Annotated in this window: 23 protein-coding genes; 5 read left to right on the forward strand and 18 right to left on the reverse strand. The window is 47.0% G+C overall.

Annotated features, from left to right (window positions below; genetic code table 11):
• Positions 1 to 155 precede the first annotated feature (155 nt).
• Positions 156 to 680 (reverse strand): hypothetical protein, encoded by a 525-nt coding sequence (locus OXH00_17155; protein MCY3742745.1) that lies wholly within the window; start codon positions 678 to 680, stop codon positions 156 to 158.
• 875 nt (positions 681 to 1,555) lie between these two features.
• Between OXH00_17155 and OXH00_17160 the strand changes: the two genes are divergently transcribed.
• The 3 genes from OXH00_17160 to OXH00_17170 all read left to right on the forward strand — a co-directional run bounded on the left by OXH00_17160 (position 1,556) and on the right by OXH00_17170 (position 6,138).
• Entirely contained in the window at positions 1,556 to 1,717 is a 162-nt protein-coding gene (locus tag OXH00_17160; protein MCY3742746.1) for a hypothetical protein, read from the forward strand.
• Between the two features lie 188 nt (positions 1,718 to 1,905).
• Positions 1,906 to 4,407 carry a dockerin type I domain-containing protein gene (locus tag OXH00_17165; GenBank protein ID MCY3742747.1) on the forward strand — a complete coding sequence of 834 codons (2,502 nt, stop codon included), beginning with the start codon at positions 1,906 to 1,908 and terminating at the stop codon, positions 4,405 to 4,407.
• A gap of 138 nt (positions 4,408 to 4,545) precedes the next feature.
• The gene (locus OXH00_17170; protein ID MCY3742748.1) at positions 4,546 to 6,138 is read left to right on the forward strand and encodes a hypothetical protein; all 1,593 of its coding nucleotides are present in this window, start codon (positions 4,546 to 4,548) and stop codon (positions 6,136 to 6,138) included.
• A gap of 144 nt (positions 6,139 to 6,282) precedes the next feature.
• Here OXH00_17170 and OXH00_17175 read toward each other — a convergent pair whose 3' ends face one another.
• The 12 genes from OXH00_17175 to OXH00_17230 all read right to left on the reverse strand — a co-directional run bounded on the left by OXH00_17175 (position 6,283) and on the right by OXH00_17230 (position 21,695).
• On the reverse strand, positions 6,283 to 11,388 hold the full coding sequence (locus tag OXH00_17175; GenBank protein ID MCY3742749.1) for a C25 family cysteine peptidase: 5,106 nt from the start codon (positions 11,386 to 11,388) through the stop codon (positions 6,283 to 6,285).
• A 555-nt stretch (positions 11,389 to 11,943) separates the two neighbouring features.
• The gene (locus tag OXH00_17180) at positions 11,944 to 12,534 is read right to left on the reverse strand and encodes a hypothetical protein (GenBank protein MCY3742750.1); all 591 of its coding nucleotides are present in this window, start codon (positions 12,532 to 12,534) and stop codon (positions 11,944 to 11,946) included.
• A complete protein-coding gene (locus tag OXH00_17185; GenBank protein ID MCY3742751.1) occupies positions 12,531 to 12,818 on the reverse strand; it encodes a EutN/CcmL family microcompartment protein in 288 nt (95 codons plus the stop codon). Before OXH00_17185 ends, OXH00_17180 begins: the two co-directional genes overlap by 4 nt.
• A 2-nt stretch (positions 12,819 to 12,820) precedes the next feature.
• Entirely contained in the window at positions 12,821 to 13,135 is a 315-nt protein-coding gene (locus OXH00_17190) for a EutN/CcmL family microcompartment protein (protein ID MCY3742752.1), read from the reverse strand.
• 165 nt (positions 13,136 to 13,300) lie between these two features.
• Complete coding sequence (locus OXH00_17195; GenBank protein MCY3742753.1) at positions 13,301 to 14,719, reverse strand: sigma-54 dependent transcriptional regulator; 1,419 nt, start codon at positions 14,717 to 14,719, stop codon at positions 13,301 to 13,303.
• 155 nt (positions 14,720 to 14,874) lie between these two features.
• The gene (locus OXH00_17200) at positions 14,875 to 16,449 is read right to left on the reverse strand and encodes an ATP-binding protein (protein MCY3742754.1); all 1,575 of its coding nucleotides are present in this window, start codon (positions 16,447 to 16,449) and stop codon (positions 14,875 to 14,877) included.
• Positions 16,450 to 16,519: 70 nt separating this feature from the next.
• On the reverse strand, positions 16,520 to 17,140 hold the full coding sequence (hisH, locus tag OXH00_17205; protein ID MCY3742755.1) for an imidazole glycerol phosphate synthase subunit HisH: 621 nt from the start codon (positions 17,138 to 17,140) through the stop codon (positions 16,520 to 16,522).
• Between the two features lie 130 nt (positions 17,141 to 17,270).
• Positions 17,271 to 17,750 (reverse strand): 6,7-dimethyl-8-ribityllumazine synthase, encoded by a 480-nt coding sequence (gene ribE / locus OXH00_17210; GenBank protein MCY3742756.1) that lies wholly within the window; start codon positions 17,748 to 17,750, stop codon positions 17,271 to 17,273.
• Between the two features lie 117 nt (positions 17,751 to 17,867).
• Positions 17,868 to 19,100 carry a bifunctional 3,4-dihydroxy-2-butanone-4-phosphate synthase/GTP cyclohydrolase II gene (locus tag OXH00_17215; protein ID MCY3742757.1) on the reverse strand — a complete coding sequence of 411 codons (1,233 nt, stop codon included), beginning with the start codon at positions 19,098 to 19,100 and terminating at the stop codon, positions 17,868 to 17,870.
• Between the two features lie 139 nt (positions 19,101 to 19,239).
• A complete protein-coding gene (locus OXH00_17220; GenBank protein MCY3742758.1) occupies positions 19,240 to 19,911 on the reverse strand; it encodes a riboflavin synthase in 672 nt (223 codons plus the stop codon).
• A 1-nt stretch (position 19,912) separates the two neighbouring features.
• Positions 19,913 to 21,016, reverse strand: coding sequence for a bifunctional diaminohydroxyphosphoribosylaminopyrimidine deaminase/5-amino-6-(5-phosphoribosylamino)uracil reductase RibD (gene ribD / locus OXH00_17225; GenBank protein ID MCY3742759.1), 1,104 nt, complete (start codon positions 21,014 to 21,016; stop codon positions 19,913 to 19,915).
• 187 nt (positions 21,017 to 21,203) lie between these two features.
• Positions 21,204 to 21,695 carry a peroxiredoxin family protein gene (locus OXH00_17230; protein ID MCY3742760.1) on the reverse strand — a complete coding sequence of 164 codons (492 nt, stop codon included), beginning with the start codon at positions 21,693 to 21,695 and terminating at the stop codon, positions 21,204 to 21,206.
• Between the two features lie 294 nt (positions 21,696 to 21,989).
• On the opposite strand from OXH00_17230, the gene OXH00_17235 reads away from it, so the two are divergent.
• A complete protein-coding gene (locus OXH00_17235; protein ID MCY3742761.1) occupies positions 21,990 to 23,336 on the forward strand; it encodes a glycoside hydrolase family 32 protein in 1,347 nt (448 codons plus the stop codon).
• Positions 23,337 to 23,453: 117 nt separating this feature from the next.
• Here the strand turns inward: OXH00_17235 and OXH00_17240 are convergent, their stop codons facing one another.
• Complete coding sequence (locus OXH00_17240; GenBank protein ID MCY3742762.1) at positions 23,454 to 23,783, reverse strand: iron-sulfur cluster assembly accessory protein; 330 nt, start codon at positions 23,781 to 23,783, stop codon at positions 23,454 to 23,456.
• A 14-nt stretch (positions 23,784 to 23,797) separates the two neighbouring features.
• Positions 23,798 to 24,160, reverse strand: a complete 363-nt coding sequence (locus tag OXH00_17245) for an iron-sulfur cluster assembly scaffold protein (protein MCY3742763.1) — start codon at positions 24,158 to 24,160, stop codon at positions 23,798 to 23,800.
• A gap of 175 nt (positions 24,161 to 24,335) precedes the next feature.
• Between OXH00_17245 and OXH00_17250 the strand changes: the two genes are divergently transcribed.
• Positions 24,336 to 25,034, forward strand: coding sequence for a hypothetical protein (locus OXH00_17250; GenBank protein MCY3742764.1), 699 nt, complete (start codon positions 24,336 to 24,338; stop codon positions 25,032 to 25,034).
• Here the strand turns inward: OXH00_17250 and OXH00_17255 are convergent.
• From OXH00_17255 to OXH00_17265, 3 genes are all read right to left on the reverse strand, one after another.
• Entirely contained in the window at positions 25,024 to 25,524 is a 501-nt protein-coding gene (locus OXH00_17255) for a Fur family transcriptional regulator (GenBank protein MCY3742765.1), read from the reverse strand. The genes OXH00_17250 and OXH00_17255 overlap by 11 nt on opposite strands.
• Positions 25,525 to 25,535: 11 nt before the next feature.
• Positions 25,536 to 26,375, reverse strand: a complete 840-nt coding sequence (locus OXH00_17260) for a menaquinone biosynthesis protein (protein MCY3742766.1) — start codon at positions 26,373 to 26,375, stop codon at positions 25,536 to 25,538.
• Positions 26,354 to 26,648, reverse strand: a 295-nt coding sequence (locus OXH00_17265) for an aminofutalosine synthase MqnE (protein ID MCY3742767.1), incomplete at its 5' end; no start/stop codon positions are given. The genes OXH00_17265 and OXH00_17260, both read right to left, overlap by 22 nt.

Below are 26,648 nucleotides of genomic sequence, written 5' to 3' on the forward strand. Positions count from 1 at the left end.
TTGGCAAGCTCTTCAACTCATGAAAAAAGTACATTATGAAAACTGAATGGCTCTGGATATCCGACATCAAATCAATTTCAAGCGTTACATACCGCTCCGCTGGAGCGTAATCCGTGTAATCCGTGTAATCCGCGATAATCCGCGATTCAGACAATTTACTCTGCTGCTACCTCAACAATCGCTATTTCTTTAGGGGTTAAATCGTATAAAGTGTATACCAACTTGTCAATCTCATTCTCAAAAGCAGTCGTATCAGTCTCGGGATCCGCTTTCTTGGCGGTGAGAATCTGCACGACTATACCTTCAATTTGTTCTGCAATTTCGAGATTTTCGTCGGTGATGGATGGAACATGTATCAACTCAACGTACTGCTTTTTCCATTCAAAAGCATAACCTAATGGGATTCCTAAATTCACAAACTCCCAATTGAAGATTTTCGAGTTCATACATCCCAATAGATACTTAATATCGTTTGATGATGAGGTTAATAGATTTGCAGGTGCAGTAATGAATTCTCCTTGAGCCGCATAACAAAAGGTGCTGTGATATGCGATGTTTCCCCAAACAATCTTTTCTTTATTAAATTCGGTGTAATAAGCACAAACTCTGAGATTCCACCAATCTTCACCTTGATCGTCCCTATTGAAGAGTCCTTTGCCTTTTGCTTTTATTTTCCCCAATTCTATTTGTTCCCCTATAGCCTCAAGGTGTTCGTAGATTGCTGTGAAGTGCCAACGTTTATTCAGACCAAAAATTAGCAAAGTTAAGACAAGTTTTGTCGTTGAAATTCGAGAGGTGTCAAATACCCTAACGCTGAGTGAGGGCGTTTCTGATGATACACTTGCAGGATAAAATCACACACCGTGCCAGCAGAGAGTTCCCACAACTATCCTGTTGATCGGGACGTTTTCTGAATGCCGAGTGCTCCGGAATCCAAAAAAATTAGTGACAAAAATTTTCTTTTTTTGCTATAATGTATTTGACGTGAATTCAAAGCAATGAAGTGCTGTTCACGTCAGGGCAGCTTCCTAATTCATTAGGTGCGCCGCAGGTACTACGAATACCCGCGACGCTTCAGCACTGCCATAACACGAGTATGACAGCGCTGGTTTCTATTGTATCACAACGGACACTTTGTGTGTGAGATTAATGGGAACCAGCACCCTATAGGGAAGGTTGCCAAATACCTTTCTATTCCCTCGCGACGCGCCTATCCGCGCACCCACCCCTATAGTCCTGTCATTTTTATTAGAGTAGGAGAAAAGGAATTTCCTTCACTCTCATGTTGCAGCTTGTGAATTGAACTTCAGCAGCAGCACATCAACTTGTTAGAAGACATCATAGGAACGCTTGCAGACATCACAAGGTCGCTTGATGATGTAAGCACCAGATTAGAATACATCGACACGAGGATGGGAGACATCTGCCGGGTCATACAAGACCGAATTTAACGGTCCGGTCAACGAATGGGAAGTTTTGATAGGCCCCCATCGGCGACTATGAGTTTCGGCACGTGATCTTTGAGGTGTGAAATCCCAAAGTGCGGTGACTCACTATGAGCTACTCCAATCACACCGAAAGGAGCGTAGGTTTGTGGCGTGCCGGTAATATTAACTCAGATGCGCCTACATCAGAAACCCTCAAAGCATGGCATATCAAAACGTTACTGACGTTCAAAGAGGTGTTTACGCCTGAAATACAACGCGTGCGTGCCTGAAGGTAAAATGAATATCAACTGGAACACCCACAGAATTACGTCAACTTGTTGAACGACTCAAAAACAAAGCTTGAGATCGTATAGGTAAGCATATACCATCATCTCTTAACTATATTGGCGGGCGGGTTGTTTTGGATTCTTTTCGACCCGTCCGCTTCGCATATTACCCCAAAAAAAAGGAGGTCAAAGTGGCTACGACAATTAGATTTACCGATGAAAAAAGGACGATTTTATTCTTAGTGTGGCTTTTGTTAAGTCTTTCACTATTTGCTTATGCAGAACCGCCTATCGAGGTTATCTATTTCAAGCCATCTGATGTTCAAATGCCGAGCGAAGATGAGATTGATAGACTCCGTGAGGCGATGGTAGAGGTTCAATCTTTTTTTGCATCAGAAATGGATAAACACGGCTTTGGTCGAAAAACCTTTGATTTTGATCCTGATATCGTGGTGATAGATGCTAAGTTAAAACTAAGCCAGTATACTTCTGTTCAAATTCATAGAGAAATATCTCTTATAGAATGGGGTTTACAGAACCAGATATATGTTGTATTTTTGGGTGGAGCAACAGGAGGTGTTGAACCAGGGGCATCAGCTGTATCAAAGCCATTATGTGTTTTACCCGCTGATTTAAAAGATTGTAATAGCATGATAGTTATTCCAGCTAATAATGATCGGCTTTTAGAAGTATTATTGGCACATGAGCTTGGACATTCTTTTAGTTTATTTGAACACGCTCCAACTCGTTTAATTGGTAATCGTATAGGTATAATGTATGCACCTCTACATATAATTTCGGGAGTTAAAGAACATCTGAAGAATTATGCCCTAAGTCGTAAGGATGCTACATTCCTTAATGAAGATGGCAGGCTGTTTATTCAGGAAGATTCTCAAGACTCTAATGAAGATATAGATGCGGATGTCAACGCTGTCCCAGATTTGGTGGCATACTACCCCTTTGACAGGAGCTCAGAAGATGCTTCTGGAAATGGCAACCACGGTCAAATAATAGGCACAACCAACTATGTTGAAGGCAAATTTGGAGATGCGATAGCACTCAATAACGGGGTCTATGTCAAAATGGATGCCTCCGACTCACTCCACGGCGACCTTTTCAAAGCGGACCCATTCACACTTGCTGTTTGGGTTTATCCGAAAACTGGAACTGCTTACGGACACGTTTGGCGGAGTTTACCGGTGGCGGTGGAAAGCGGCACTAACACCTTATTCATTATTGAAGACAAAGGCATCATCTCTTGGCGTGGACGAATCGATGGCGAATGGTCATACGGAGATCTCTGTGAGACCGATCCCGGTCTCTTTGAAGCCGATACTTGGGTCCATGTAGCCGTCACAAACGATGGTGATAAATTTAGGATCTATGTTGATGGAGAGAAAGTCGCTGAGACAGATTTTCAAGAAACGGATGGCGGGAACACCGCTTACCTCATTGGTAGTAGGTTCACCTCTTGGGAAAACTTTGTCGGTTTAATAGACGATTACGTCATCTTCTCCAAGGCATTGAACAAAGATGAAATCAATTTGATAATGAAAACAAGCGTTGCAACGTTCTTACAAACGACACAATCAGCAGCTATCGAAGATTCAGGATCCCCTGAGGATGTTAATGGCGATGGCACTGTTAAAAAAAATAACACTGATAACGATACAGGAGATCGATCAGATACGGTGAGTCTTTTGCCTATGAGTGTGCCATCCCCCAATATTGGTCAACTGCTCAAGTTGTCGATAAAAATTACTAACGGTAAAAATGTTGCAGGCTACCAAGCAACCGTGCAGTTCGACGACACCGCTCTCCGTTATGTGGAAAGTAGTAACAGTGATTATCTGCCCGATGGCGCATTCTTTGTCCCTCCGATTTTGGAAGGGAATCTTGTGAAACTGAACGCCGCATCTCTTGCAGGCGAAAGCAAGGGTAACGGCACCCTCGCTACGCTCACCTTTGAAGTTATCGCAGTGCAGGCATCTACTTTGACGTTATCTGATGTCCTTTTGTCCAACAGCACAGGTGAGACGTTTGCGCCTCAGGTTGAAAATTCTCAAATAACCGAACCCACTAAACTTATAGGCGATGTGAACGGTGATGGCACTGTAAACATTGCCGATTTGGTATTAGTTGCTTCAAATCTCGGACAGACAGGACAAAATGCTGCAGATGTCAATAGTGATGGTGTGGTCAACATCGCTGATCTCGTCTTGGTCGCTGGTGCCTTAGGCACAAGTGCTTCACCCTCTGTACATCCTCAAATCTTAGAAATGCTCACTGCTACAGATGTCAAACAGTGGCTATCCGCTGCTCAGCGGTTGAACCTCACAGATATGCATTCACAACGCGGTATCCGATTTTTACAACAACTCCTCGTGGCATTGACACCGAAAGAGACTGCCCTTTTACCAAACTTTCCCAATCCGTTCAATCCTGAAACATGGATACCGTATCACTTGGCACAAGCTGCAAATGTAACCTTGACGATCTACGATGTCCGCGGCGTATTGGTTCGGGCATTGACGTTGGGACATCAGCCTGCCGGGGTTTATCAGAGTCGTGGACGCGCAGCCTATTGGGATGGAAAAAACCAACTCGGTGAAAAAGTCGCGAGTGGACTCTATTTCTATACGCTGGCCGCAGGTGACTTCACGGCTACACGTAAGATGTTAATACAGAAATAGAAATGTATCTGCGGAAGGCGGAAAGAAAAAGGAAGTATGGGGAATGCGGTGTCTATCCTTCCATGTTTTTTTTTCTCACTGTAATCTTCTTTCTTTGCCTGTAGATGCGGACAACAGGTATGACGAGAGGAGATTCTCATGCAACAGAAACAATTTCCCCCTAATCCAAGTCTTGAACACCTTAAGTCTCAAGCGAAACAGCTGCTTAAGGCACATCAGGAAGGCGCGCTTGACGCGTGCCAGCGTATTCGCGCATTCTTCCCAAAACTCTCCGATGCCACAGATGTAGAGATTCAAAACGCTGCATTCGGTCTGCAGGACGCACAACTTGTTATTGCCCGTGAATATGGGTTCGCGAGTTGGACGCAGTTAAAGGAGGCGGTGCTACGTCAGGAACGGAATACAGAAACAGTGCCAGCTAAAGACCTCTTGTTCCAGATACTCCGCACCCCGGATCTCACACAGACGGATATTCAACAGGTGGAAGAACTGCTAACCGCTGACCCGGCACTTGTCTCTGCGAGAGATGAGGACGGACGAACGCCTATCGAAGCACTCGCCTCGAGAGGGCTGATAAATTTCGGTAAAGAACGATGGTACAGGTCGATACGGCAACTCTATGACCTCTTCAGGGAACACGGGGCGGCAACGAATGTCGTCGCGGCGGTTCTCATGGATGACCGTGAATATGTTGAGACATCTATCTGTAACACCCCAGAGGTGCTTAAACAACGTTTTGACATATCAAGGCAATGGAGCGGCATAAGCCTGCTCGCAATTGCCGCAGGGTGCAATCGGATAGAGATCGCCAAAATCCTGATTGAAGCGGACCCGACGTTGGTAACGGAAGGGCAGGCGGAAGGCAAAGCACCGATGGATTTACTCGTAAAACCGTGGCATCACTCTGCATTTGATGCCGAGCCGCGAAAACCTCTCTACGATCTCTTGGTTGAAAACGGGGCAGTCCCTGATTTAGGGGCAGCACTTGCAATGGACGATTTGGGGCAGGCTGGCGCGTACGTTGCGGCCAATCCACAATTACTTGAGCAGCAATTCGTTTGTGGTAATCAGATTAAATTTCGACCTATCGAAATCGCGGCGGCTTATGGGCGCGAATTTATCCTTGGGCTTTTATTTACTGTCGCAGCAGCCAATGAGATAGACATTGAGAAGGATTTAGCATCTGCGTTGACACAGACCTTTGCTTTGGACGTAACGGAGAAACTGCTTGAAACCACTAAACCCGCTGCTTCAGTTATAACAAATGCGCTTGTTTTTGCGTGTGAGGTCTATCAACCCGAAAAGGTACGACTCTTACTCAAATACGGTGCCGATCCGAGCGCATCCCTTAAAGCGAAGTCTCGCTACGATGTCGTGCAGAATCTGAAATTGGGTGACGATGGCGCGCATACTTGTGAGATGTCTCCGCTTTTCTTACCAGGCACAAAAACACTCGCGACCGAAACAGTCTCTCACACCTATGAGATGTCTCCGCTTCTTGTGGCGATAGGGACGTGGTATGGTCTAAGAGAGGCGGCAGAAGCACTTGACGAGTGCTTGGCGGTCGTTGAAGCACTCCTTGAAGCAGGAGTAGATGTGCATCGGAACTATAGGGTGGATATAGACGGTGAGATTTTGGAACTCACACCGCTGACGTATACGCAGAAACTTGCATCTCTATTTCCAGATCAGCCTTTTGACAGGATTATTGAAGTGCTCCTGCGTAATTAGTTATCAGAGGAAATAGTTATCAGTTATCAGTTTGCCTCGCAGTGAGAGTTGTCAGTTAAGAGGTTTTGGGAGTATTCCAACTCTCTTTCTGACAACTGAAAGATTTTTCGCAGAAAAATCGTACTGAGGACTGACAACTGGTAACTATTTCCGCACCGCTATTTTTCCGAACTTCTGTTTGCGGACTGTATTGCCTTGAGCGTTGGTGAATTGGGCGGTGAACTTGTAGAGGTAGACACCGTTCGCAAGCGGTTCACCGTCGGCATCGTAGCCATCGTAGTGAAACTCATTGAAAGAAACAGATGCGTCAAGCGTATCAACGGCGAGGATCAGGCGACCGGTTATCGTATAGATTTTCAAACTGACTTTGTCAGCCCCCTTGGTGAGGTAGTAGGCAAAATGCGTTCCGTCTCCGGGGACGAAAGGATTCGGGAAATTGGCGATATTTTTGATCTCAAATTCGCCTGCGACGGTCGCGGTCTGCGTCGCGTCTGATGCGTTGCCGTTTGCGTCTTGTGCCTGCAACCGAATACGGTACTCGCCGGGTTCCAAGACAGGCGTATAGGTTATAAGCATCAGGTTGCTGTTGGTAGGTGATGCCGTAATCACATATTCGTCCTCCGGTACCCGCTGCCCGTTTTGGGTGAGGATTATGTGCGCCGGACGTGAGTCAATACCGTTGGCATCCTCAATCCGTGCTGAAATGGTTGGGGTGTCAGAAATATAATCACCATCAACGAAGCCTTGATGTTCAAAGGTTAACTCAAGCACGGGTAGACTTGTATCGCTGTGAGATAATAGTGCGAATGTCCCAGGGAGTTTCACTTCTGCTGAGATCGTCTCTTCATTCGTTGTTTCTTGGTTTCCAACTAAAATCCAATTCCCGTTGTCATCGCGTCGGTAGATATGCGGATCGTCGCTCCCCGCTTTTAAGAAAGTAGCCGTTGCTGTTAACTCAGTCTGTTCGCTCAAATCAAGTTGATAGGCGAGAGCCGATGCAGGGGTTGCCTTTACAATATCGGGTTGATTGGTGATAGTAAGTGCCGCTTCAGTATAGGTCAGCACCATAGTCGTTTGAAGGCTTTCTGACGGAATAGCGACTCGGAAACTACCATCTTTACTCTGAATGGACGGGTTGGGTGTTTCAGGCGTCAGAACGATACGGTTACCAACAAACTGCCGATCTCCTATGTTATTTCTTTCCAGTCTTTCAATGATACTTCCTTTTGGCAATTCGGCAGAAGGCATATCGACATAAACTGTGATAAGATAGTTTCCCGGCAACGGTTCCCACGGCACGCTCACGGTGATTTGGGCGTCAGGTGGGATTTCGGAAATTATCTGAACACCTTCAATCGGCGGGGTGTTCTGTAGTTCTGAAAGCGTAGGGACAGCCGCGATATTTGTGCCAGAATTCTCAGTTTCGGTGTCTACCGTTTTCTGAAAAAAGTGGACAGTGACATTTCGGGCTGTTTTGGTTCCTTGATTGCGAATTTGTGCTGAGAGCGTAAAGGGCGGTGTGGTGCCCCATGTAATCGTCTGCTCCAAAAGGACAAGATCCACTTCAGGTTCAACATATCCAACATCATAAGTAACAGTCTCTGTTCGTAGGACACGTCCGGCTTTTAATTTCACTTCAAAGTAATAATCGATAATATCGCCATCAGGATGTCCGGGGATAGGTCGCTCGCTTCTATAGGTGGTGCCGCTATGAGGGACTACAGGAATTGCAAAAAATTCTCTACCATCCCAACTCCAAAAAAGGGTCATTTCGTCAATAGCACTTTCGTTAACTACGCTTGTGTAAAGATAGGCGGGTTGGTTCGGTTGAACGGGAAATGGCGTAAGGCGCACGTTATCAACGTATTGTGATAGGGCGTTATAGGTGGCATACCCGATCGCATCAGCGTCTGAATTCCATGCGTAGGCTTGCACACTGCCCGTATCAAATTCGGGATCCGTTGGGAGTTGTATTTGCGTCGTGAACCGTCCGTTAACGACAGAGACTGTCTCTTTTTCCGGCGGTATATCGTTGCCAGTTTCGGTTGTTGGGACGACACTAATTTCAGCATCCCCGCTAAAACTCCGGTCGGGTAGTATTCCAGAGACAGTGAGGAGGTTCTCTTTGAAAGTACTTTCAGTAGATGAACTGCCGAAATCTATTACCACCTCCATTTGATTGTTTGGTATTTTCAACTGTGTCGCCGGATCGCCAAAGAGGGTGAAGACTTCGGTCAAATCGAGAAATCCGGGGGTGTTTATGAGAAATTGGGTTTTGGCTTGGGCGAAGATAGCACCAATATTCTGGGTATGCCCTTTGAAAAGAACATCGAAAATTTCGCGGTTGAGAATGTAGTCACCATCTAAGAGTCCGATACTGGTAGCTCCAATGACAGCGATAGCACCCCCATTTTCCGAGCGGAGGAGTTCTTCAGCAAGACTGTTTTTGGTGCCGTCAAAGGCACCGGTGTAGCAGGTCATGCTGATGACTAATGGAAGTTGTGAAATATTGGTTAAATTTTGTTCAGGGTCCTCAAAGTCAAGCATGCGGCTGTCTGACCAGATACCGCCACCGCCGTGACCAATATAGTTGATAAGACTTGCACCGTTGTTGAAGCCGTCGATAACCTGTCTGGCGATAGGCGTAGTAACACTTTCGTCAATGCTCAGATCCAGTTCATCTTTATACGGTGCATAGATGCGTTCGGTCTCATACCTGTTCCTGAGTTGATTGTGCGAGATGAGTCGATCAATCTGAGAATGGAATGTGTCATCCGAACCTGCAAGCATCAGCAACCGTTTATGCCAGGGACCTGCCGGTGAACTGGTTTCATGTTTAATGGTGCGTTCAACGAATATGCGGGCATCGACGCGATTATTCGCAGGCATCCTCCCGATGAGCATATCTGGAAAATTGTCTTCACCACGAAATGTGACGAACTGATGATCACTCGCACTGGATCCGTAGCCTGGGATTTGCACACGTATTGTTGGCACAAAATTGGTGTTATTTTTTATATCGATATGCGTGTCGCCTACAAGAAGCACATACGTTGGAGCGGGAGGCTGCCAGTTGGCGTAAGCGTACTTAAGAAACTCACGAATGGCGTTCGGATTGAGGATGCCATGATTAAATTCGTCATAGATATCTTGGACATCAACAACTTTGGTACGCATCCCCTGTTGGCTGCGAAAGTCGGCAAGTGGCTGAACATCGTGGATAAAGTCGGTGTGTGTGATGATGATGTAATCTGCCGCGTTCTGAATACTGCGTAAATCGGATCGGGCATCCACCGAAATTTTCGGTTTTCGGAATTGGTTCCGAGTGAGGGCGATGTATTGGATAGCGGGGTCCTTCTCGTCTTTAGGACGGATTTGCGTGGCGCGGAAGATGATTCTATAAGTACCAGGGGCATCTTCATCTACAAGAGCCGATAATCCATCATAGCGGGTACCGTCGATCCCATAAATTTCGACATCGGGGGTAGAGAAGTTCTTTAAGATAACCTCGAAATTCGGATTTACAGCACCCGTTTCGTCCGGGAACGGCGTGATTGCAAAAGGCAGGACATCCGATTTTGCGTCGAAATTCCGCCAATAGTCGACTTGGAGCCAATTCAACAGGATAATATCAATAAGTGCCTCGGGACTTCCGGGGTTCATAATCTGAAGAACATTGCGTCCATCCTGAAGGAAGGATTGAGGAAGTTCTTGGTTCTGAAGTTGATATTCGGTTTCACCGGTCCATTGTGCTTCTTCAAGTCTGATTTTATCGTTGAGCCATATATCGCAGTCGTGCCCTGTGTTGGATCTACCGTGGAGGCTAACGCGGACCGTTGCGGGGCGGGCGGTATTTGCGAGACCTACAAGCGTAAAGTTGAACGACTTTGATGCCGGTGCAGTCAGTTGTGCCCAGAACCAGCTGTCATCTGGGAGTGCCGGTAGTTCTGTTAGCCTAAATGAACGGGTCTGTAAACCCGCGCCGAATTCTTCGTATGTTTGCCCTTCCGCGAGATTTACATCCCGGAACCTTCTAAAAGTGTTATCTTTCTCGAAATGGGCACGTGTCAGAAAAAGCTTGTGATCTTGTGTATCGCTTGTTCCTGTGAAGGCCGTTTTCGTTACCATCCGACTCCCGGGTCCCGAGTTCCATGAAAGCCAATAGATATTCTCATCGGTGAAGGGATCAATGTAACTGGTCTCTCCATGCTGGCGTTCGCCGTAGAAGATAATTTCATCTGTTAAGTCGAACCTGCCATCGTTTTCGCCGCGCACAAAGAGCGGAATCTGCGCCCCTTTGTTTATCAACTTCAATGTCCTCGGCATGATAGCCCTAACATCGGCGCCCGCTGCGGCGAGATCTGACGCGGCAATGCTATACATTCCGGATTCCGTAACACTGATTTTATACTGTGGATGCGTGGAAAGCACACTCGGGGCTGAAGGTACTCGTGCGATAGGTAGACGCCACTGCTCGACGTTTTGTGGGTTAATAAGCAGATCGTTGAAAATGGCATTATAGGCAGCGGATTCGGTGCGTAAACCACTCGGCATTGCGGAGGGTGAAGCGTTCACACCACGTGTAAGCGTTTTGATAAACCGGACTTCAACTACGAGCCGGTGGTAGAGCCTCACTTCACGACGAATAGGGTTATACTGAACAGGATTGAGTTGGATAGCGAGGATACGGTTTTCTCGCATCCATCCATCTTCCCTGATTTCAGCAAGGTTGTCAGGGGAAAAAAGGTCTCTTTTTTGTTGTATTGCACCTTGCGGTGCTGGTGTATAGACAATCCTTTCCACGCTGCGTGTACTGAAACGCTTTTCGACAATCCGCAACTGAAAATCCACATCGGCGGGGACAGCGAGGAGTGTGGTCTGGACGGGAAGACGTGGTGCCCCCGGTTCAGTAGTGAACCGGCAGTTAGAGAAAGAGATCGTCTGATTTTCAACTTTCCCAGTTTCAATTTCGGTGTTACTGCTATTAAAGCGAAAATCGGATTCAGGGATGAGCAGTTGAATTGTTATACCTTGCGCGGTAGCACTCACTAATTCAACATGCCTTGGCAGAACAGTGCTACGCCTTGTAGTAATACGGGAACGTTGATCGCTTGAAGTGATCGGTGCGGCTGCTGCGCTTCCATTTTGGACAGGCAAGGCACTAAGATCTAAACAGAAGAAGAATATTATGAATAGCGTTGGTAACCATAGGCGCGCGGTTGTGCGTATCTTCAACGGAGACATTTGCATTAAAGGATTAACTCCAGAGTGGTCTATTGCTAAACTGACAGTTGCAATTTTATAGTAAAGCCCACAAATAAGTGGACATCTTTGTAGCATAGGCTGTTAGCCTGTGCCAGTCTGAATGCCTGTTATAGGTATTCAGGCTGTTTGAGAGTGCCCTATTAATTATAGGTTTTACTATAAAATAACGCAAGTTGCCACCAATTTATTCTCACTGCGAAGCAATGGCACTCCTACGGAGTGCAGTCGCTTAAATATGCTTTTTCTATTCTCACTGCGAAGCAATAACACCCCTACGGGGTGAAGAAAGTGTCGGAAAAACCGTGTTACAATGCTCAAAATCCGTTGGTAGCAACTTGAGTTATAAAATACCTGTGAATAGGTGGCACTTTTTATTTTATAGTGTTTGTTGTAGGTCGTCTCGTTTTTCTTTGAAAAATGTGGCGTTTATGCAGCCGAGAAGTTGACCGTAGGTTGGACAATTAATGATGTGTGATTGATCGGCGCGCTTACAAAACGCGCCGACGCTTTGTTACTGATAACTGATAACTATTTAACCATCTACTTTTCGGCGAGGTGGTAGATTTCAATCTCACGGATTTGCGCCACTGAGGGTTGCATGACGCGATAATGTGGGAAGTACCTACCCGCAAGCGTTGTCCGCCGGTCAACGATTTTGTCTCCCGGTTCTGCCATTATTTTGTTGATAACAGCATCATCAACCGTCCGAGTGACGGTGACGCGAATCATCTTCGTCTGGAAGTTTAGCCTATCAAAAATGAACTCCGCTTGCGCCCTTTCGTCGCCAACATTGCGTCGCTGGACGACTGTATCAAACGTTTCCCATTGCCCGGTTTCTTCGTTCAGATAATCCATCGCAAATCGAAACAAATTTCCATTGTGGATAACAATTTTCCGGACGGGATGAACATCAGCGAATTGGATGATGAAGTTCCGTTCGTTTTGCGCTGGAAGTGTCGCGAGTGTTTTAAGATTTCCATCGTTCACACCTGGATGGTTCGCTTCAGTGCCGTAAGCGGCACTCGCTATATTCTCGCTGTATTGTGTAGATAATACTTGTGCGACTCTACACGCGTTGAGGTGTAATGCCATAAATAAAAGGCAACAGATAGGTATGACGATACGGCTCATGCTTCTTCCTCCTGAAATGTTATATCGACTGTGTCCACGATACCCATGATAAGTTCTCGGATAGGCGCATCTTCAACCCCGAAAACTTCTTGTGCAACGCCGGGACCCGCACCCACAATCACTGTGTCCCCTTCACCAGCACCAACGTAGTCAACAGCAATCGTTGGCGTGCGAACAAGTTCGGACTTGACGCTTAACGGTTGGACGAGCAGCAGGGTGCGGTTTTCGTATGCAGCATGTTTAACGATAGAAACGGCTTTTCCGATTACTTTGGCTATGTACATTTTTAAGACTCCGTTTCTGGTGGGGTTTCTTTTGAAGCGTTCGTTGCATGGGTCACAGAGAGAGAATCTACAATGCCGACGATGGCGACATCAACCGGCATCCGTTTTCCGGGTATAACGCTGACGGCATCACCGCCTGTGACGATGTAGACGATTTCACCGACCCCGGCATCGTTTAATGTATCAACTGCAACGAGCGGGTCAGAAATCGGTTCCTGTTTCTCGTCTAAAGGTTGGACAACAAGGAGGCGGGTGCCTTCTAAACTCGGATCTTTTCGGGTTGCGACAACGGTGCCAATTACTTTTGCTAAATCCATACGTTTTATCTTTCACTATTTTATGGTTATCAGTTATCAGTTAAGAGGGTTTTAGATTTATCCAACAGTTTTAGGCGATCCCAACACCTCTTGTTACTGACGACTGAAAGATTTTTTCATGCCTCGCAGTGAGAGAAAAATCGCTCTGACAACTGAAAACTACTCTTATGAAACAAGTTCATATTCAACAAGTTTCGTGTGAAGGGTGTTTCGGTTAATGCCAAGAATATCTGATGCTTTACTCCGGTTTCCGTTGGTGTGCTCAAGCACAATTTTAAAGAGCGGTTTCTCGAAAATCTCTCGGATTTCAGCATAAAGTTTCCCTGACGGTGTGTCGGATTCCATATACTGTTCAATGTGTGCTTGGAGTATCGCATGAACCTGAGCATTGAGATTTCCAGGTTCGCTTATCGGTGCCAATTCCTTTAAGATTGGATCAAAATGCTCAGGCAATAGCATTTGCCCTGAACACATGACGAGTGCGCGCTTGATAGCGTTTTCTAACTCCCGGACGTTGCCGGGCCAATCATAAGTCGTAAGTTGTTTAATGACTTCCACGGATACGCTGATTTCAGGCAATTGATATTCTTCAACAAACTGGCGTATAAACAGATCTATGAGTTCCGGTATATCCTCTTTCCGCTCCCGTAACGGCGGGAGCGAAATCGGGATGACATTGAGACGATAGTAGAGGTCTTCCCGAAACGATTTCTGCGCAATCGCGGCTTCGAGTCTACGGTTCGTAGCGGCAATGATTCGGACATCGACAGCATGTGTTTCGGTGCCGCCCATCGGTTCTACTTCGCGTTCTTGGAGGACGCGCAGCAGTTTCATCTGGACTTCGATGGGCAATTCTCCGATTTCGTCAAGGAAGATTGTACCGCTGTCCGCCTGTTGAAATTTTCCCTTTCTTGCGCTGTGGGCGTCTGTGTACGCGCCTTTGACGTGTCCGAAGAGCGCACTTTCAATGAGACTCGACGGCATAGCACCACAATCAACAACCACGAACGGATTGTGAACACGACGACTGTTTTGATGAATCAATTGCGCGACGAGTTCTTTACCGGTCCCACTTTCGCCTAAGACAAGAACGGTTTCATCGCTGACAGCGGCACGCCCTATCTTGAGGTATACCTCCTGCATTGCAGCACTCTGTCCGACCATTTTCCCGTGTCTATCGAAATCAGGTGTAGTAGATGCCTTGACATTCTTCGTCTGTTGTGTTGCTGATGCGGCGCGCGCGACAAGTTCAATGAGTTGCTTCTGATCAATCGGTTTAGTGAGGTATCCGTAAGCGCGTTGTTTCGCTGCGTCAATAGCGGTTTGCGTTGTGCCGTGTGCCGTGATTATAATGATTGAGGCGGTGCTATTGTACTGCTGGATGTCCTCAATTAATTCAAGCCCGTTTGTGTCGCCCAACCAGATATCAAGCAGGATAACATCAACATTTGTCTCCTTGACACACGCGAGGGTCTCCGCCCCATTTCGTGCTTTCAGGGTGTTATATCCCGTCTTTTCGAGAGTGGCGGCGAGTATGTGTCGAAGGCTATCATCATCATCAGCGATAAGCACAAGATTTGACATAAATTATAGTTGTCAGTTGTCAGCAGTCAGTGAAAGAAGTATGTTGTAACAGTCCAGTTTATGATAACCACTACAGGGTGGCTCTTAACTGAAAACTGAAAACTGAAAACTACCTCCTCTGTTGCGTTGTGCGTGAAGGACACGTCCACAAGCAGTTAATTGACGGGAAGTGACATGACAAATGCCGTGCCGACTTCAAGGTTAGAATCAACTTCAATGCCCCCTTGGTGTTCGGCAAGAATTTTTTGGCTAATATAAAGCCCAAGCCCTGTTCCCTTCTGTTTAGTGGTATAAAACGGGTCGAAGAGCATTGGAATATCTTCAGGTGGAATTCCCGGACCGTCATCTTGAACCCGTACATGGATGACTTCCTTTGCCGGTAGGTATTCTGTCTGAATAGCCAATGTCCCTTCTGTATCCATTGCTTCAATGGCATTGTAGAATAGATTGAGAAGCACTTGCGTTATGCCGTCTTCGTTTATATTCACTTGCGGACAGGCACTGTCGTATTGTGTGGCGACTGTGATAGCATGATGCTCGAATTCAGGACGGCAGATCGTGAGGCTCTCCTCAAGCAGTTGATGGATATCCGTACGTTTCGCGACCTGCATCGCCGGTTTGCTGAAAGCCAGTAACTGTTCAATAAACCGGTTGAGTCTATCCACCTCTTTGATAATGATCGCGGTGTATTCCTGAATCTCATCTTGAGAGAGTTGTACTGCGTCGGGATGGGTGCCAGTTTGTGAATCTCCTTCTGTCTCAGCGTGTTGGAGGAGCTGGGTGCCGAGTCGGATACTGCCCAACGGGTTTCGCACTTCGTGTGCGATCGTTCGGACTAACCTTCCGAGTGTTGCCATCCGTTCTGATTCAACGAGCGCGTCAATCGTTTGCTGAATTTTGACGCGTTGCGCAATAGTTGAAGCAATAATTGTCAATAACCGCCGGTCGTCTTCTGCTGAAAATTCATCCGAAGCCTTGTCAATTGTCAATGTCCCGATAACGTGCTCTTCCACAATAATTGGGATACACCAGAAAGCAATCACGTCTTTAGATTCGACGCGTTCTGGCTCAAAGAATTTAATATAACTCAGCGGACTCCGGGTTTGTGGTACACCGATCGCTTTACCGGATGTCAGCACTTGTTTCTGGATGTTTTCCATCTGATTATCGGTGCCGCGTTTCATTTCAGCTGGGGTGAGTCCTAAGACAGCTTCTACCGAAGTGACAACCTTTCCGTTTTCATAGAGATGCAAAGCACCGCGATATATGCCGAGACGTTTGGACAAAATCTCGATGATGCGCTGAAAGAGCCCCTGCAGCTCAAGGTTCGCGTTCGCCGCTTGACTCACCTCAAAAAGCGTGGAGATGTCTCTTATCTGTTTTTCTAAATTCGCGTTGACGCTATGTATCTCCTCCATCTCTTCGACACGGCTACGTCGCTGGGTTTGGAATTGACGGATGATACGGATAACACCGAACACAAGGAACGGATACAGCAGCGCAATAATGATGCTCCCTGTCTGAGTCGGGTAGCGGAAGACATAGACCCAATTGGCTAATGCCGTGATGCCGAACAGAATGTTTTGTTCGCGGGGGCGAGCATATATAACCGCGAGAATCATTACGCCGTAGTAGCAGTGGCTCACAGCGGCATAATATGCCTGCATCTGAAACAAATGTGTACTGACGTTGATAAGTATGACGAGAAGGGCAAGAAAAAACGTAAGCATATTTTGTAGTTATCAGTTATCGGTCTTCAGTTGTCAGGTACTGATAACTGACAACTGTTAACTGACAACCCTAAAATTTCAGAAAGTTGTTGAGCATTTTTAATCCGACGCGCCCGCTCTTTTCGAGGTGGAACTGTGTTGCGATGAGGTTATCGTGTGCAATCGCGCTGCAAAATTCGAGTCGGTACTGCGTCTTTCCAATCACGATGTCTTCTGCCTCTGGGACAGGATAGTAAGAATTGACGAAATAGAAGTGCGCCGGATTCGGAACGTCTTTAAAGATTGGATGCGATTGGGTCTGATGTACTTCGTTCCACCCGATTTGTGGTACTTTTAATGTTTCGGTTTTCTTTTCTGTATCTATCGTTGGATATTTCTTTACGTATCCGGGTAGAAGTCCCAAGCATTCGGTATTCTCTTCCTCACTGTGTTCAAAAAGGATCTGGATACCGATGCAGATACCGAGCATAGGTCTGCCGGTACGGTAGAAATCTGTCAGGACTTGGTTCAATCCACGTTTCTGTAGTGTTTGCATCGTGGCTTTTGCGGCACCGACACCGGGAAAAATAACGCGATCCGCCGCGCGTATCGTTTCAGCGGCGGACGTAATCTCATTTTCATAGCCGAGGTGTGTCAATGCACGCGCAACGCTTGTGAGGTTGCCTGCGTCGTAATCTATGATTGCTATCATTTTTTTTATAGTTGTCAGTTGTCAGTTTGCCTCGCAGTGAGAGTTGTCAGTTAAGAGGTTGTTGTGGCAGTTGCAAACGATCGTCAATGCCCCGCGAGTGACTGACAACTGATAACTGATAACCGATAACTTATATAACGGCTTTTTCAATTGTTTTATAAAGATTAGCGGTCTCAATGCCAGCGATGGCGGCTTCAGAACCCTTGTTGCCCTCCTTGATACCGGCGCGTTCAAGTGCCTGCTCTATTGTATCTGTCGTGATGACACCATAGATAACGGGGACGCCCGTACTGGCGGATAACTGCGCAATGCCCTTCGCACTTTCAGCGGCGACGTAATCGAAGTGGGGTGTCGCGCCGCGGATGACTGCGCCGAGACAGAGGACAGCGTCATACTTTTCACTCTCCGCGAGGCGTTTGGCGATTCCGGGAATCTCAAAGGCACCCGGAGTCCAAAAAACATCGACCTGATCCAAGTCGACACCGTGCCGTTTTAGAGCATCTAACGCGCCAGCGAGAAGCTTTTCAGTAACAAAACTATTGAATCGGCTGACAACAATGCCGAATGTGAGTCCTTCGCCGAGAAGGTATCCTTCGTAGACGTTTGGCATTTTTTATTGGGTCTTCAGTTGTCAGTTTTCAGTTGTCGGTTAGAGAGGCAGCTTGGGCAATCAAATGTCTCTTGTAACTGAAAACTGTTAACTGTTAACTGATAACTCTCCTATTCTTTATTCCTCGTGTAGGAGGAGATGACCGAGTTTAGAACGTTTTGTTTCTAAATATCGGCGGTTAAAGGCGTTCGGTTTCGTTTGCAAAGGGACCCGCTCGACGATTTCAAGTCCATGTCCGGACAGGCCTGTGACCTTTTGTGGGTTGTTCGTCATCAATCGCATCTTTCGGACACCTAAGTCGGCTAATATCTGTGCACCGATGCCGTAATCTCGCAAATCCGCGGGATATCCGAGATGTTCGTTTGCTTCGACGGTATCTAATCCGTCATTGTCTTGTAACTGATAGGCACGGAGTTTCCCCTTGAGTCCCATCCCTCTGCCTTCTTGCCGCATATAGAGGAGCACGCCTCTGCCTTCCTTTTCAATGGTTTGGAGTGCGATTTCGAGTTGTTCACCACAATCGCATCTGAGTGAACCGAAGACATCGCCGGTCAGACATTGCGAATGCACGCGGACCAAAAGCGGGGTTGCATCGGCAATATCGCCTTTTGTGAGGGCGATGTGCGTTTTATCAGTTTCGACGCTTTCGCCGGATGTATCTGTGCTTTCATAGGCGTAGAGTCTGAATTCGCCATGTGCGGTGGGTATATCAGCCGTTGCGACGCGTCTAATAAGCGTTTCTGTCTGGCGGCGGTATGCGATCAGGTCAGAGATTGTGATAATCTTGAGTTGATGTTCCGCAGCGAACGCCATCAATTCCGGGACGCGTGCCATGGTGCCGTCCTCGTTGAGTATCTCACAGAGGACACCTGCTGGATATAACCCCGCCATCCGTGCTAAATCAACGGTGGCTTCAGTATGGCCAGCACGCCGTAGGACGCCACCGGGTTTTGCCTCTAACGGGAAGATGTGCCCGGGTCGAACGAAGTCTGAGGGGATAGCATCAGCATCAACGAATTTCTGGATCGTGTATGCGCGTTCTTGCGCGGAGATACCGGTCGTCACCTCTTTCGCGTCAATAGTGACTGTAAATGCCGTCTGCATCTGTGCCGTGTTCGCAGCGACCATCGGTTGGAGTTCGAGCTCGGCGAGGCGTTCTGAACACGTAGGTAGGCATATCAACCCCCTACCGTATTTCGCCATGAAATTTATAGTCTCTGCCGTCACCTTTTCAGCCGCCATGATGAGATCGCCTTCGTTCTCGCGGTCGGGTTCATCAACGACGATAATCATTTCCCCATTTTCGATTGCAGAAAGTGCTTCAGGAATAGTATTAAAATTGTCTGGCATTCTTGCCTACCATTTTATGGTTGTCAGTTATCGGAGGAATGGTTGTCAGTTTTCAGTTGTCAGTTGTCAGTGAATGCTTGTGGTGGTTACACAATATGTTACTGCCACAAGAACCCTCTTAACCGAAAACTGTTAACTGTTAACTAATATACCCGTGTTTCGCTAAAAAACTCAAATTGAGTGTCTCGGAGGAGGATTGTTCGGTCCACCCTTTCTCCGTTTCGGTATTTTTAAGCAGCGTTTCAATATAACGCGCAACGATGTCAACTTCAAGATTGACCCTTGCGCCGTTCCGTTTCGTTCCGAGAGTTGTTACCTGCTTTGTATGCGGAATTAAGGCAACTTCAAAGGTGTCTGCGTAGATGTCTGAAACAGTTAAGCTAATACCATCAACCGTGATAGAACCTTTGTATGCAATATAGCGTCTGATGTTGCTGCTCATCGTTACTCGCATCAGAGAGGCATCGCCTTCGTCCTTCCATGCACAGATCGTCGCAACTTCATCTACGTGTCCGAGGACAAGATGTCCGCCCAATCTGTCGCTTAACCGGAGTGAGCGTTCAAGATTAACCTGTTCACCGGCTATCCGTTCGCCTAATGTCGTACGACGTAAGGTTTCAGCAGATATATCCGCAGTAAATGCCTCCGGTACAAGAGAACGGATTGTGAGACAAGCACCGTCAACGGCGATACTGTCGCCAATTTCCGCATCGGCGAGAACGTTACGCGTCTGAATTTCAAGAATGGCACCTTCGGGTTTGCGCTGGATATTTCTGATTGTTCCGAGTGCTTCAACAATCCCGGTAAACATGCTATAGATACCCCTCGATGAGAAAATCGGAATCAGGAATCTGCGTGATATGGACTCCCCGCAAGTGAGGGACATCCGTCAAATTGGGAAACCCTTCACCACCGACAGGTCCAGGCGCGTTCCGTCCACCAATGATTATAGGTGCAACGAAACACATAACCTTATCAACGATTCCCGCTGCGATGGCAGATGCATTGATTTCGCCGCCACCTTCTATCAATACGCTTGTTATCTCACGTTTGCCCAATATCTCCATCAGACACTTAAAACAGGCTTGGTTTCCGTATGCTCCCGGCACAGTTATCACTTCCGCTCCTGACTTTTCGAGTGCTTCAACGTTTTCAGACGGTGCTTCTGGTGTTACAGCAACAATCACACCTGCACTGCTTTCGACGTTGAAAATACGTGCGTCCGTAGGTGTCCTCGCGTGTGAATCCATCACAATACGGATCGCATCCTGTCCAGGTCTTCCCTGTAGACGCGTCGTGAGTGCCGGGTTATCGCGCTCGACTGTGCCTCTACCGACGAGGATCGCGTCTACCTCGTCCCGAATCTCATGCCCGCGTTGGCGCGATGCCTCAGATGTAATCCATTGCGATTCACCCGTAGCGGTCGCTATCTTTCCATCAAGGCTCATAGCGAATTTGAGGATAACGAAAGGCAGACCGGTCTGAATGTATTTCGTGTGAACTTCATTTAATTTTTCTGCTTCTTGTTTACATACGTCTACATAGACATCGATGCCTGCCCTCTTAAGTTGACGAATGCCTTTGCCAGCGACGCGCGGATTCGGATCAACGCCTGCGATATAAACCTGAGCGATGCCAGCACGAATTAGTGCCTCTGTGCAGGGTGGGGTGCGTCCCCAATGGCAGCACGGCTCAAGCGTCGTGTAAAGCGTTGCACCTTTGGCGTTCTCGCCTGCGGCGTTGAGGGCGTGGACTTCGGCGTGCGGCGTTCCCGTTTTGTGATGATACCCTTCGCCGATAACTTTACCGTCTTTTACGATGACCGCCCCAACGAGCGGATTCGGACTCGTGCGTCCCTTTGCTTGCCTTGCCAACTTCAGTGCGCGTTGCATGAAGGCTATATGTGCTGCGTCCATAACGATATGTTATCTACACTTTTAGAGTTTTCAGTTATCAGTTACAAGAGGTTTTTGATGATCCTAAAGTCTCTTTTTCTCGCTGCGAAGCAAACTGAAACATTTTTTTGAAGAAAAAATCACTCTGACAACTGATAACTTTTACTTTCATAGTATATCACATTTTCATTAGAAATCAAATCATTTATTAAAGTTTCGCCACCGCTTTCAAGGATTCAAGAATTTCTGTTTGTTGGACAAGATCAAACTGATGCGTGCCGATGTACATGTATCTGATAACCCCCGCTTTGTCAATAATAAACGTTGACGGTCGCGCGATGTTATAAGCCTCAAGGCTGAGCCAGTGATAGACCCCGTAACTTTTGATGACGCTCCGCGTTTTGTCCACCAATAGTGGGAATGTGATCCCATTTTTATCGGCATAACCGCGGAGTTCACGGGGCCACTGCCCCGCGATGGCAAGTGGCGTAGCTGTGTATGCTGCGTATGCTTCGACATTTTTTTCGACTGCCGACAACTGGCGGCGACTGTTCGGTCACCATGTCCCTCGAAAGAAAGTTAAGACGACATGTTGTGCGTCGCGGTATGCTTCAAGGGAGATGTCCGCTCTTTGATGCGATGGCAGCGTGAATAAAGGTGCTGCGTCACCGATATTGAGAATTTTGTTTTTACGTGGCATGGGAATATTATATAGGAAACTACGGTGGATGTCAAATATTCGAGGCATTTACAGGGCCATTTAGTTTTCCGAAATTTTAGATTTTGGGTATTATATGCTCCACTGTAGGATTCGCACTGCGAAGCACTCCCGGTCGCGACTTTTCGATTAAACTGGACAAAAGTCTAAAACTGAAAGCCATGGGAAAACAAGCAAGGACTCTTGACAAAATAAAAGATACAGATAAAATAGTATGCCAAACAGAAAAAATCGCGCGTATCTCTTTGGAACGCTTAAAACCGAAAGGAACAATTAATGATTCAGACGGCTTATAAGGAAACGTATCGTCCACAGTTCCATTTTACACCGAAAACCAACTGGACCAACGACCCGAACGGCTTGATCCACTATAAGGGTGAGTATCATCTCTTTTTTCAACACAACCCGTCCGGTATCAATTGGGGTAACATGACTTGGGGACACGCAGTCAGTCGAGATCTCGTCCATTGGAAACAACTGCCACACGCCATCCACCCAGACGAACTCGGTACCATCTTCTCCGGCTCCGGTGTTGTGGATTGGAAAAATACCGGTGGTTTCCAGACGGGTGATGAGGCGGTGCTTGTCAACTTTTATACATCTGCCGGTAGCCATGCACCGGAACAGGTACCGTTCACGCAGAGTATCGCGTATAGCAACGACCGCGGACGGAGTTGGATAAAATACGAAGGGAATCCTGTCATTGAACATATCGTCGCAAGCAACCGTGACCCGAAGGTGATCTGGCATGAACCGACAGAAAAATGGGTGATGGCTCTCTATCTCGACAAAAATGATTACACGCTGTTCGGTTCAACAGACCTTAAGGCGTGGACGCGGTTATCTGACTTGGAGATTCCCGATACAGAATGTCCTGATATCTTTCAACTGCCTGTTGATGGCGATCCTGAGAACACGAAGTGGGTTTTCTGGGGCGCGGCGGGGAAGTATTATGTCGGTGACTTTGATGGTACGACGTTTACACCAGAAGACGAGGCGCATCGCGCGGATTATGGTGCTAATTTCTATGCAGCACAAACGTGGAGCGACGTGCCAGAATCCGACGGCAGACGCATCCAGGTTGCCTGGATGAGTGGCAGTAATCCGCCAGACATGCCCTTCAACCAACAGATGAGTTTCCCGTGCAGTTTGACCCTTCGGACGACTTCAGAGGGTATCCGTCTCCATCGAGAACCGGTAGCAGAAATTGAAAACATTCATGCGTATACGCATGCATGGAGCGATCTGACGCTTACACCCGCGGAAGATCCGCTTGCAGGATTGACGGGTGAACTGTTTGATATTCGCGCTGAAATAGCACTTAATAATGCGAGTGCTGTCGGTTTCAAGATCCGTGGGCAAGACGTTCGTTATGATGTCGCAGCACAACAGTTGACATTCCTCGAAAGAAGCGGTCCCCTCACACCGCAGGATGGCAAAATCTGTCTGCAAATTCTGGTTGATCGCATCTCTATTGAGGCATTTGGGAACAACGGTGAACTATCAATGACCTCGTATTTCCTTCCTGATTTGGATGACGCCGATATTGGTGTTTACGCCGATGGTGGTGATGCAACTTTGGTGTCACTGAAGGTGCATGAGTTGAGATCATCGTGGGTATAAGTCTGTAAGGGGGTTAGTCACTGAAAAGCGCGCCTATATCGGCGCGCTTTAATAAAGAGCGATATTTTTTAAAGACACAAGTCCATAGAGCATGCCTACAAGACATAACCAGACGTGTTAAACGCTAAAGGACTCGCCGCAACCGCATGTATTTTTAGCATTTGGGTTGGTTATTTTAAAGCCTGAATCCATTAACCCGTCGTTATAGTCGAGGACGGAACCTGCGAGATATAGCGTGCTACGTGGATCGATGAAAACCTTTAATCCGTGAAATTCAAACACTTTGTCAGTGTCTTTTTTCCCACCAAATTCGAGGTTATATTGGAAACCGGAGCATCCACCACCGACAACTTGCATCCGCAAGCCGAGTTCGGATTCAGTCGGCGTTTCACTATTACTAATGAGTGTGATTGCTTTTTGTGCTGCAGATTCTGTGACACTAATCATGGTGAGTGCACCTCCTATTTGGATAAAAAATCAGCAATTGCGTTTTTTAGAACATTTTCAGCAGTGCCAGCGTAACGAAGTTTATCTTCTGGTAGCCCTCCTAACGCATCGGAAAGCTGCACTGCGGTAATTTCTTTTGCTTCCAAGGTATGCTTTCCCGTAACAAGTTCGGTAAGGATAGAAGCACTCGCGATAGCAGTAGGACATCCGAACGCTCGGAACTTCGCCGCAACAATGACATTATCGACTATCTTGAGTGTTAATTTTACCATCTCACCGCTGGCAGGAGAACCGACGGTAGCAGTGCCACTGGCATCTGCGATAGTCCCGACGTTGCGCGGGTTTTCGTAATGATCGGTTACCTGCGGCGTATACATGCGACGTTGCAAATTGGGCTTACGACTTATGAGATAAACTGTAGTCTACAATACGCTTAGTAAAGAAGTCTTTTCTGAATTATACGATATTTCCAGACGTATGTCAAGTTTTTAATATTGCAACTTAACCACAGTTCCTTTAAAATAGCACCCAAATCAATAGAGGAGAATTATCATGCTTCAGAAATGTCAGTTGATTTTTGGTTTAGCGTTCTGCTTTCTGTTGATACAACCCATTACAGGTTTTGCTGTAGAAGAATTCAAAGTCTCAGAATTTGGCAAGGGTGAACAGATATGGTTTGAGGCGGAAGCCTTTGATGAAAGGGATTCCGAGGATGTCTATAAATTGGGCAAAGGCGAAAAGGCTGTAGACCCTGCTGACGGGGCATTCGGGGATATTGTTACAAATGCCGGGGCAGGGAAAAAAGGCTGGATACTCTATAGGTTCGACATCAGTCGTGCGGGTGGAAAAGCCGGGGAATGGCGTTTCATTGGTCGGCTCATTAATCCGAGCAACCACTCAGATTGGTTGTGGGTTTTGGGTGATGATGGTGATAAGATTCCAGATGCGGAACCTGCGTTTGCCCGTCCCGCTGATATTATCTTTGAGGAAAACGTTCCTGCCTGGACGTGGATGCGGACAGGTGATTTTGGACAGGATGCTGGTACGATTAACAAATTACAAGACGGTGAAAACGTTATGATGATCTGGACGCGGCAGAGCTCGCTCCAGGTCCAGTACGACGTATTCTGCTGGTCCAGCGACTTGGAATACGAACCTACAGATGAGGACTACGAAAAAGCGGAAGAGAAAACTTTGCCGGTAGAACCTGAAGGATTGCTCACCACAACGTGGGGTCGTCTTAAGCAGTAGTTTCGTCGGCTTCATCAGGCGTTTTTGGCTCTAACTCTGCCTGGCACTCCGCACAATAACCGATGATTTCATTACGGAAGCGCACGGCTTTAAAGTTGTGTGCTTCACACACCGATTTTTGCAATGCATCAATCCCCGGTTCTTTAAACTCAACAATCTCATTACACCGTAGACAGATCAGGTGTGCATGTTCTCGCAACGAATGGATGCTCTCATAGCGGGTGTTTTTTTGCGCGTCAATAAATTCTGTCAACAACCCACTTTTCACAAGCAACGGGAGCGTTCGATAGATCGTCGGCCGCGAGACTAAGTACCCGTTTCGTCGCATCTGAACTAAAAGGTCTTCTGTTTGGAAATGGCCGGGATAATCGAAGACTTGGTTTAAAACATCCAGTCGCTTTTGTGTTAAACGGAGTCCACAACTTTTGAGATAGTCCTCAAACCGCTTTTCAAACTTGATATTGTTGGTGGATTTCTCAACGGTTTCCATTTTCCGCCCTTTCAGCAAGATTTAAAAGTTAGAGAACGGCATGGCGGTGCAAGATCATTTTTTACAGCATACTTATAAAAGAGTTCAATGCCAGCAATTGCAGATTCGTCAAGGTCATATTTGATACGATTTTGCAAATAGTCGAGGCAAAGTGTTTCGGGTAAACCTAACTTTTGCGCCTCAACGTGTGCGATCTCTGGAATTTGCGCGATCCCACGTTCCTTTGATTGAAACAGCACTTGCGCTAAATCGTTGAAGCGCGCTTCTTCTCTTGCTACCCAACAGGCATAGACGAACGGCAATCCCGTTAACTTATACCACGCCTCACCGAGATCAACGCTATATTCCGTTGAACCGAGGTGTCTGAGTGCAGGATCTCCAATCAGGAGGACCGCCTCAAAAGGTGGATACTGACGGTTTTGAAGTGCTGTGCTTGGAATTACTGTCGGGGCGCATGCTGTGAACGCTGGCGAAACCCCATATTTTTCAGCGAGCAGAATCTTCAAGAGTGCGACGGAGGTACGTGAATTGGTATCAAGTGCGATGCGTCGAATTTCCTGAATTGGCACACGACTGAACAGTTGGATGCTTCGGACGCTACCGTGCGATGCAATTGATATATCGGGTAGAATGCAGTAATTCGTATCCGAAGGATTCGCGCGAAAATATTCGATAATCGGAATCAGTCCGACATCAAGTTCATCTGCACTTAAAAGTGCTGCAACACGACTCGGAACATCAACGGTCAACGCAATATCTGCTTGGATTTCTTTATTTAACAGGGGATAAATGAGCGGTTTGGTGTTCAAAAATGAGACCGCGCCTATCCTCAAGCGGCTTTTCTGTACCACCGATCCCCCTCTCGAATGATTTCATTGTAAAGCGTATCGCGCTCAACAGGCACGAAACCCGCCTCTTCAATGAGGTGTGTTAACGACGAAACGGAGACTGCCTCCGGCGTATCCGCACCCGCCATGTGTGTAATCTTTTCCTCGGTCACGGTGCCATCAATATCATCGGCACCGAAACGGAGTGCGACTTGCGCAGTCTTCAAGCCGGTCATAATCCAATAGACTTTAATATGCGGAACATTATCAAGCATGAGGCGTGCGACCGCAATGTTA

Source organism: Candidatus Poribacteria bacterium, assembly GCA_026706025.1.
In the GTDB taxonomy this organism is placed as follows: domain Bacteria; phylum Poribacteria; class WGA-4E; order WGA-4E; family WGA-3G; genus WGA-3G.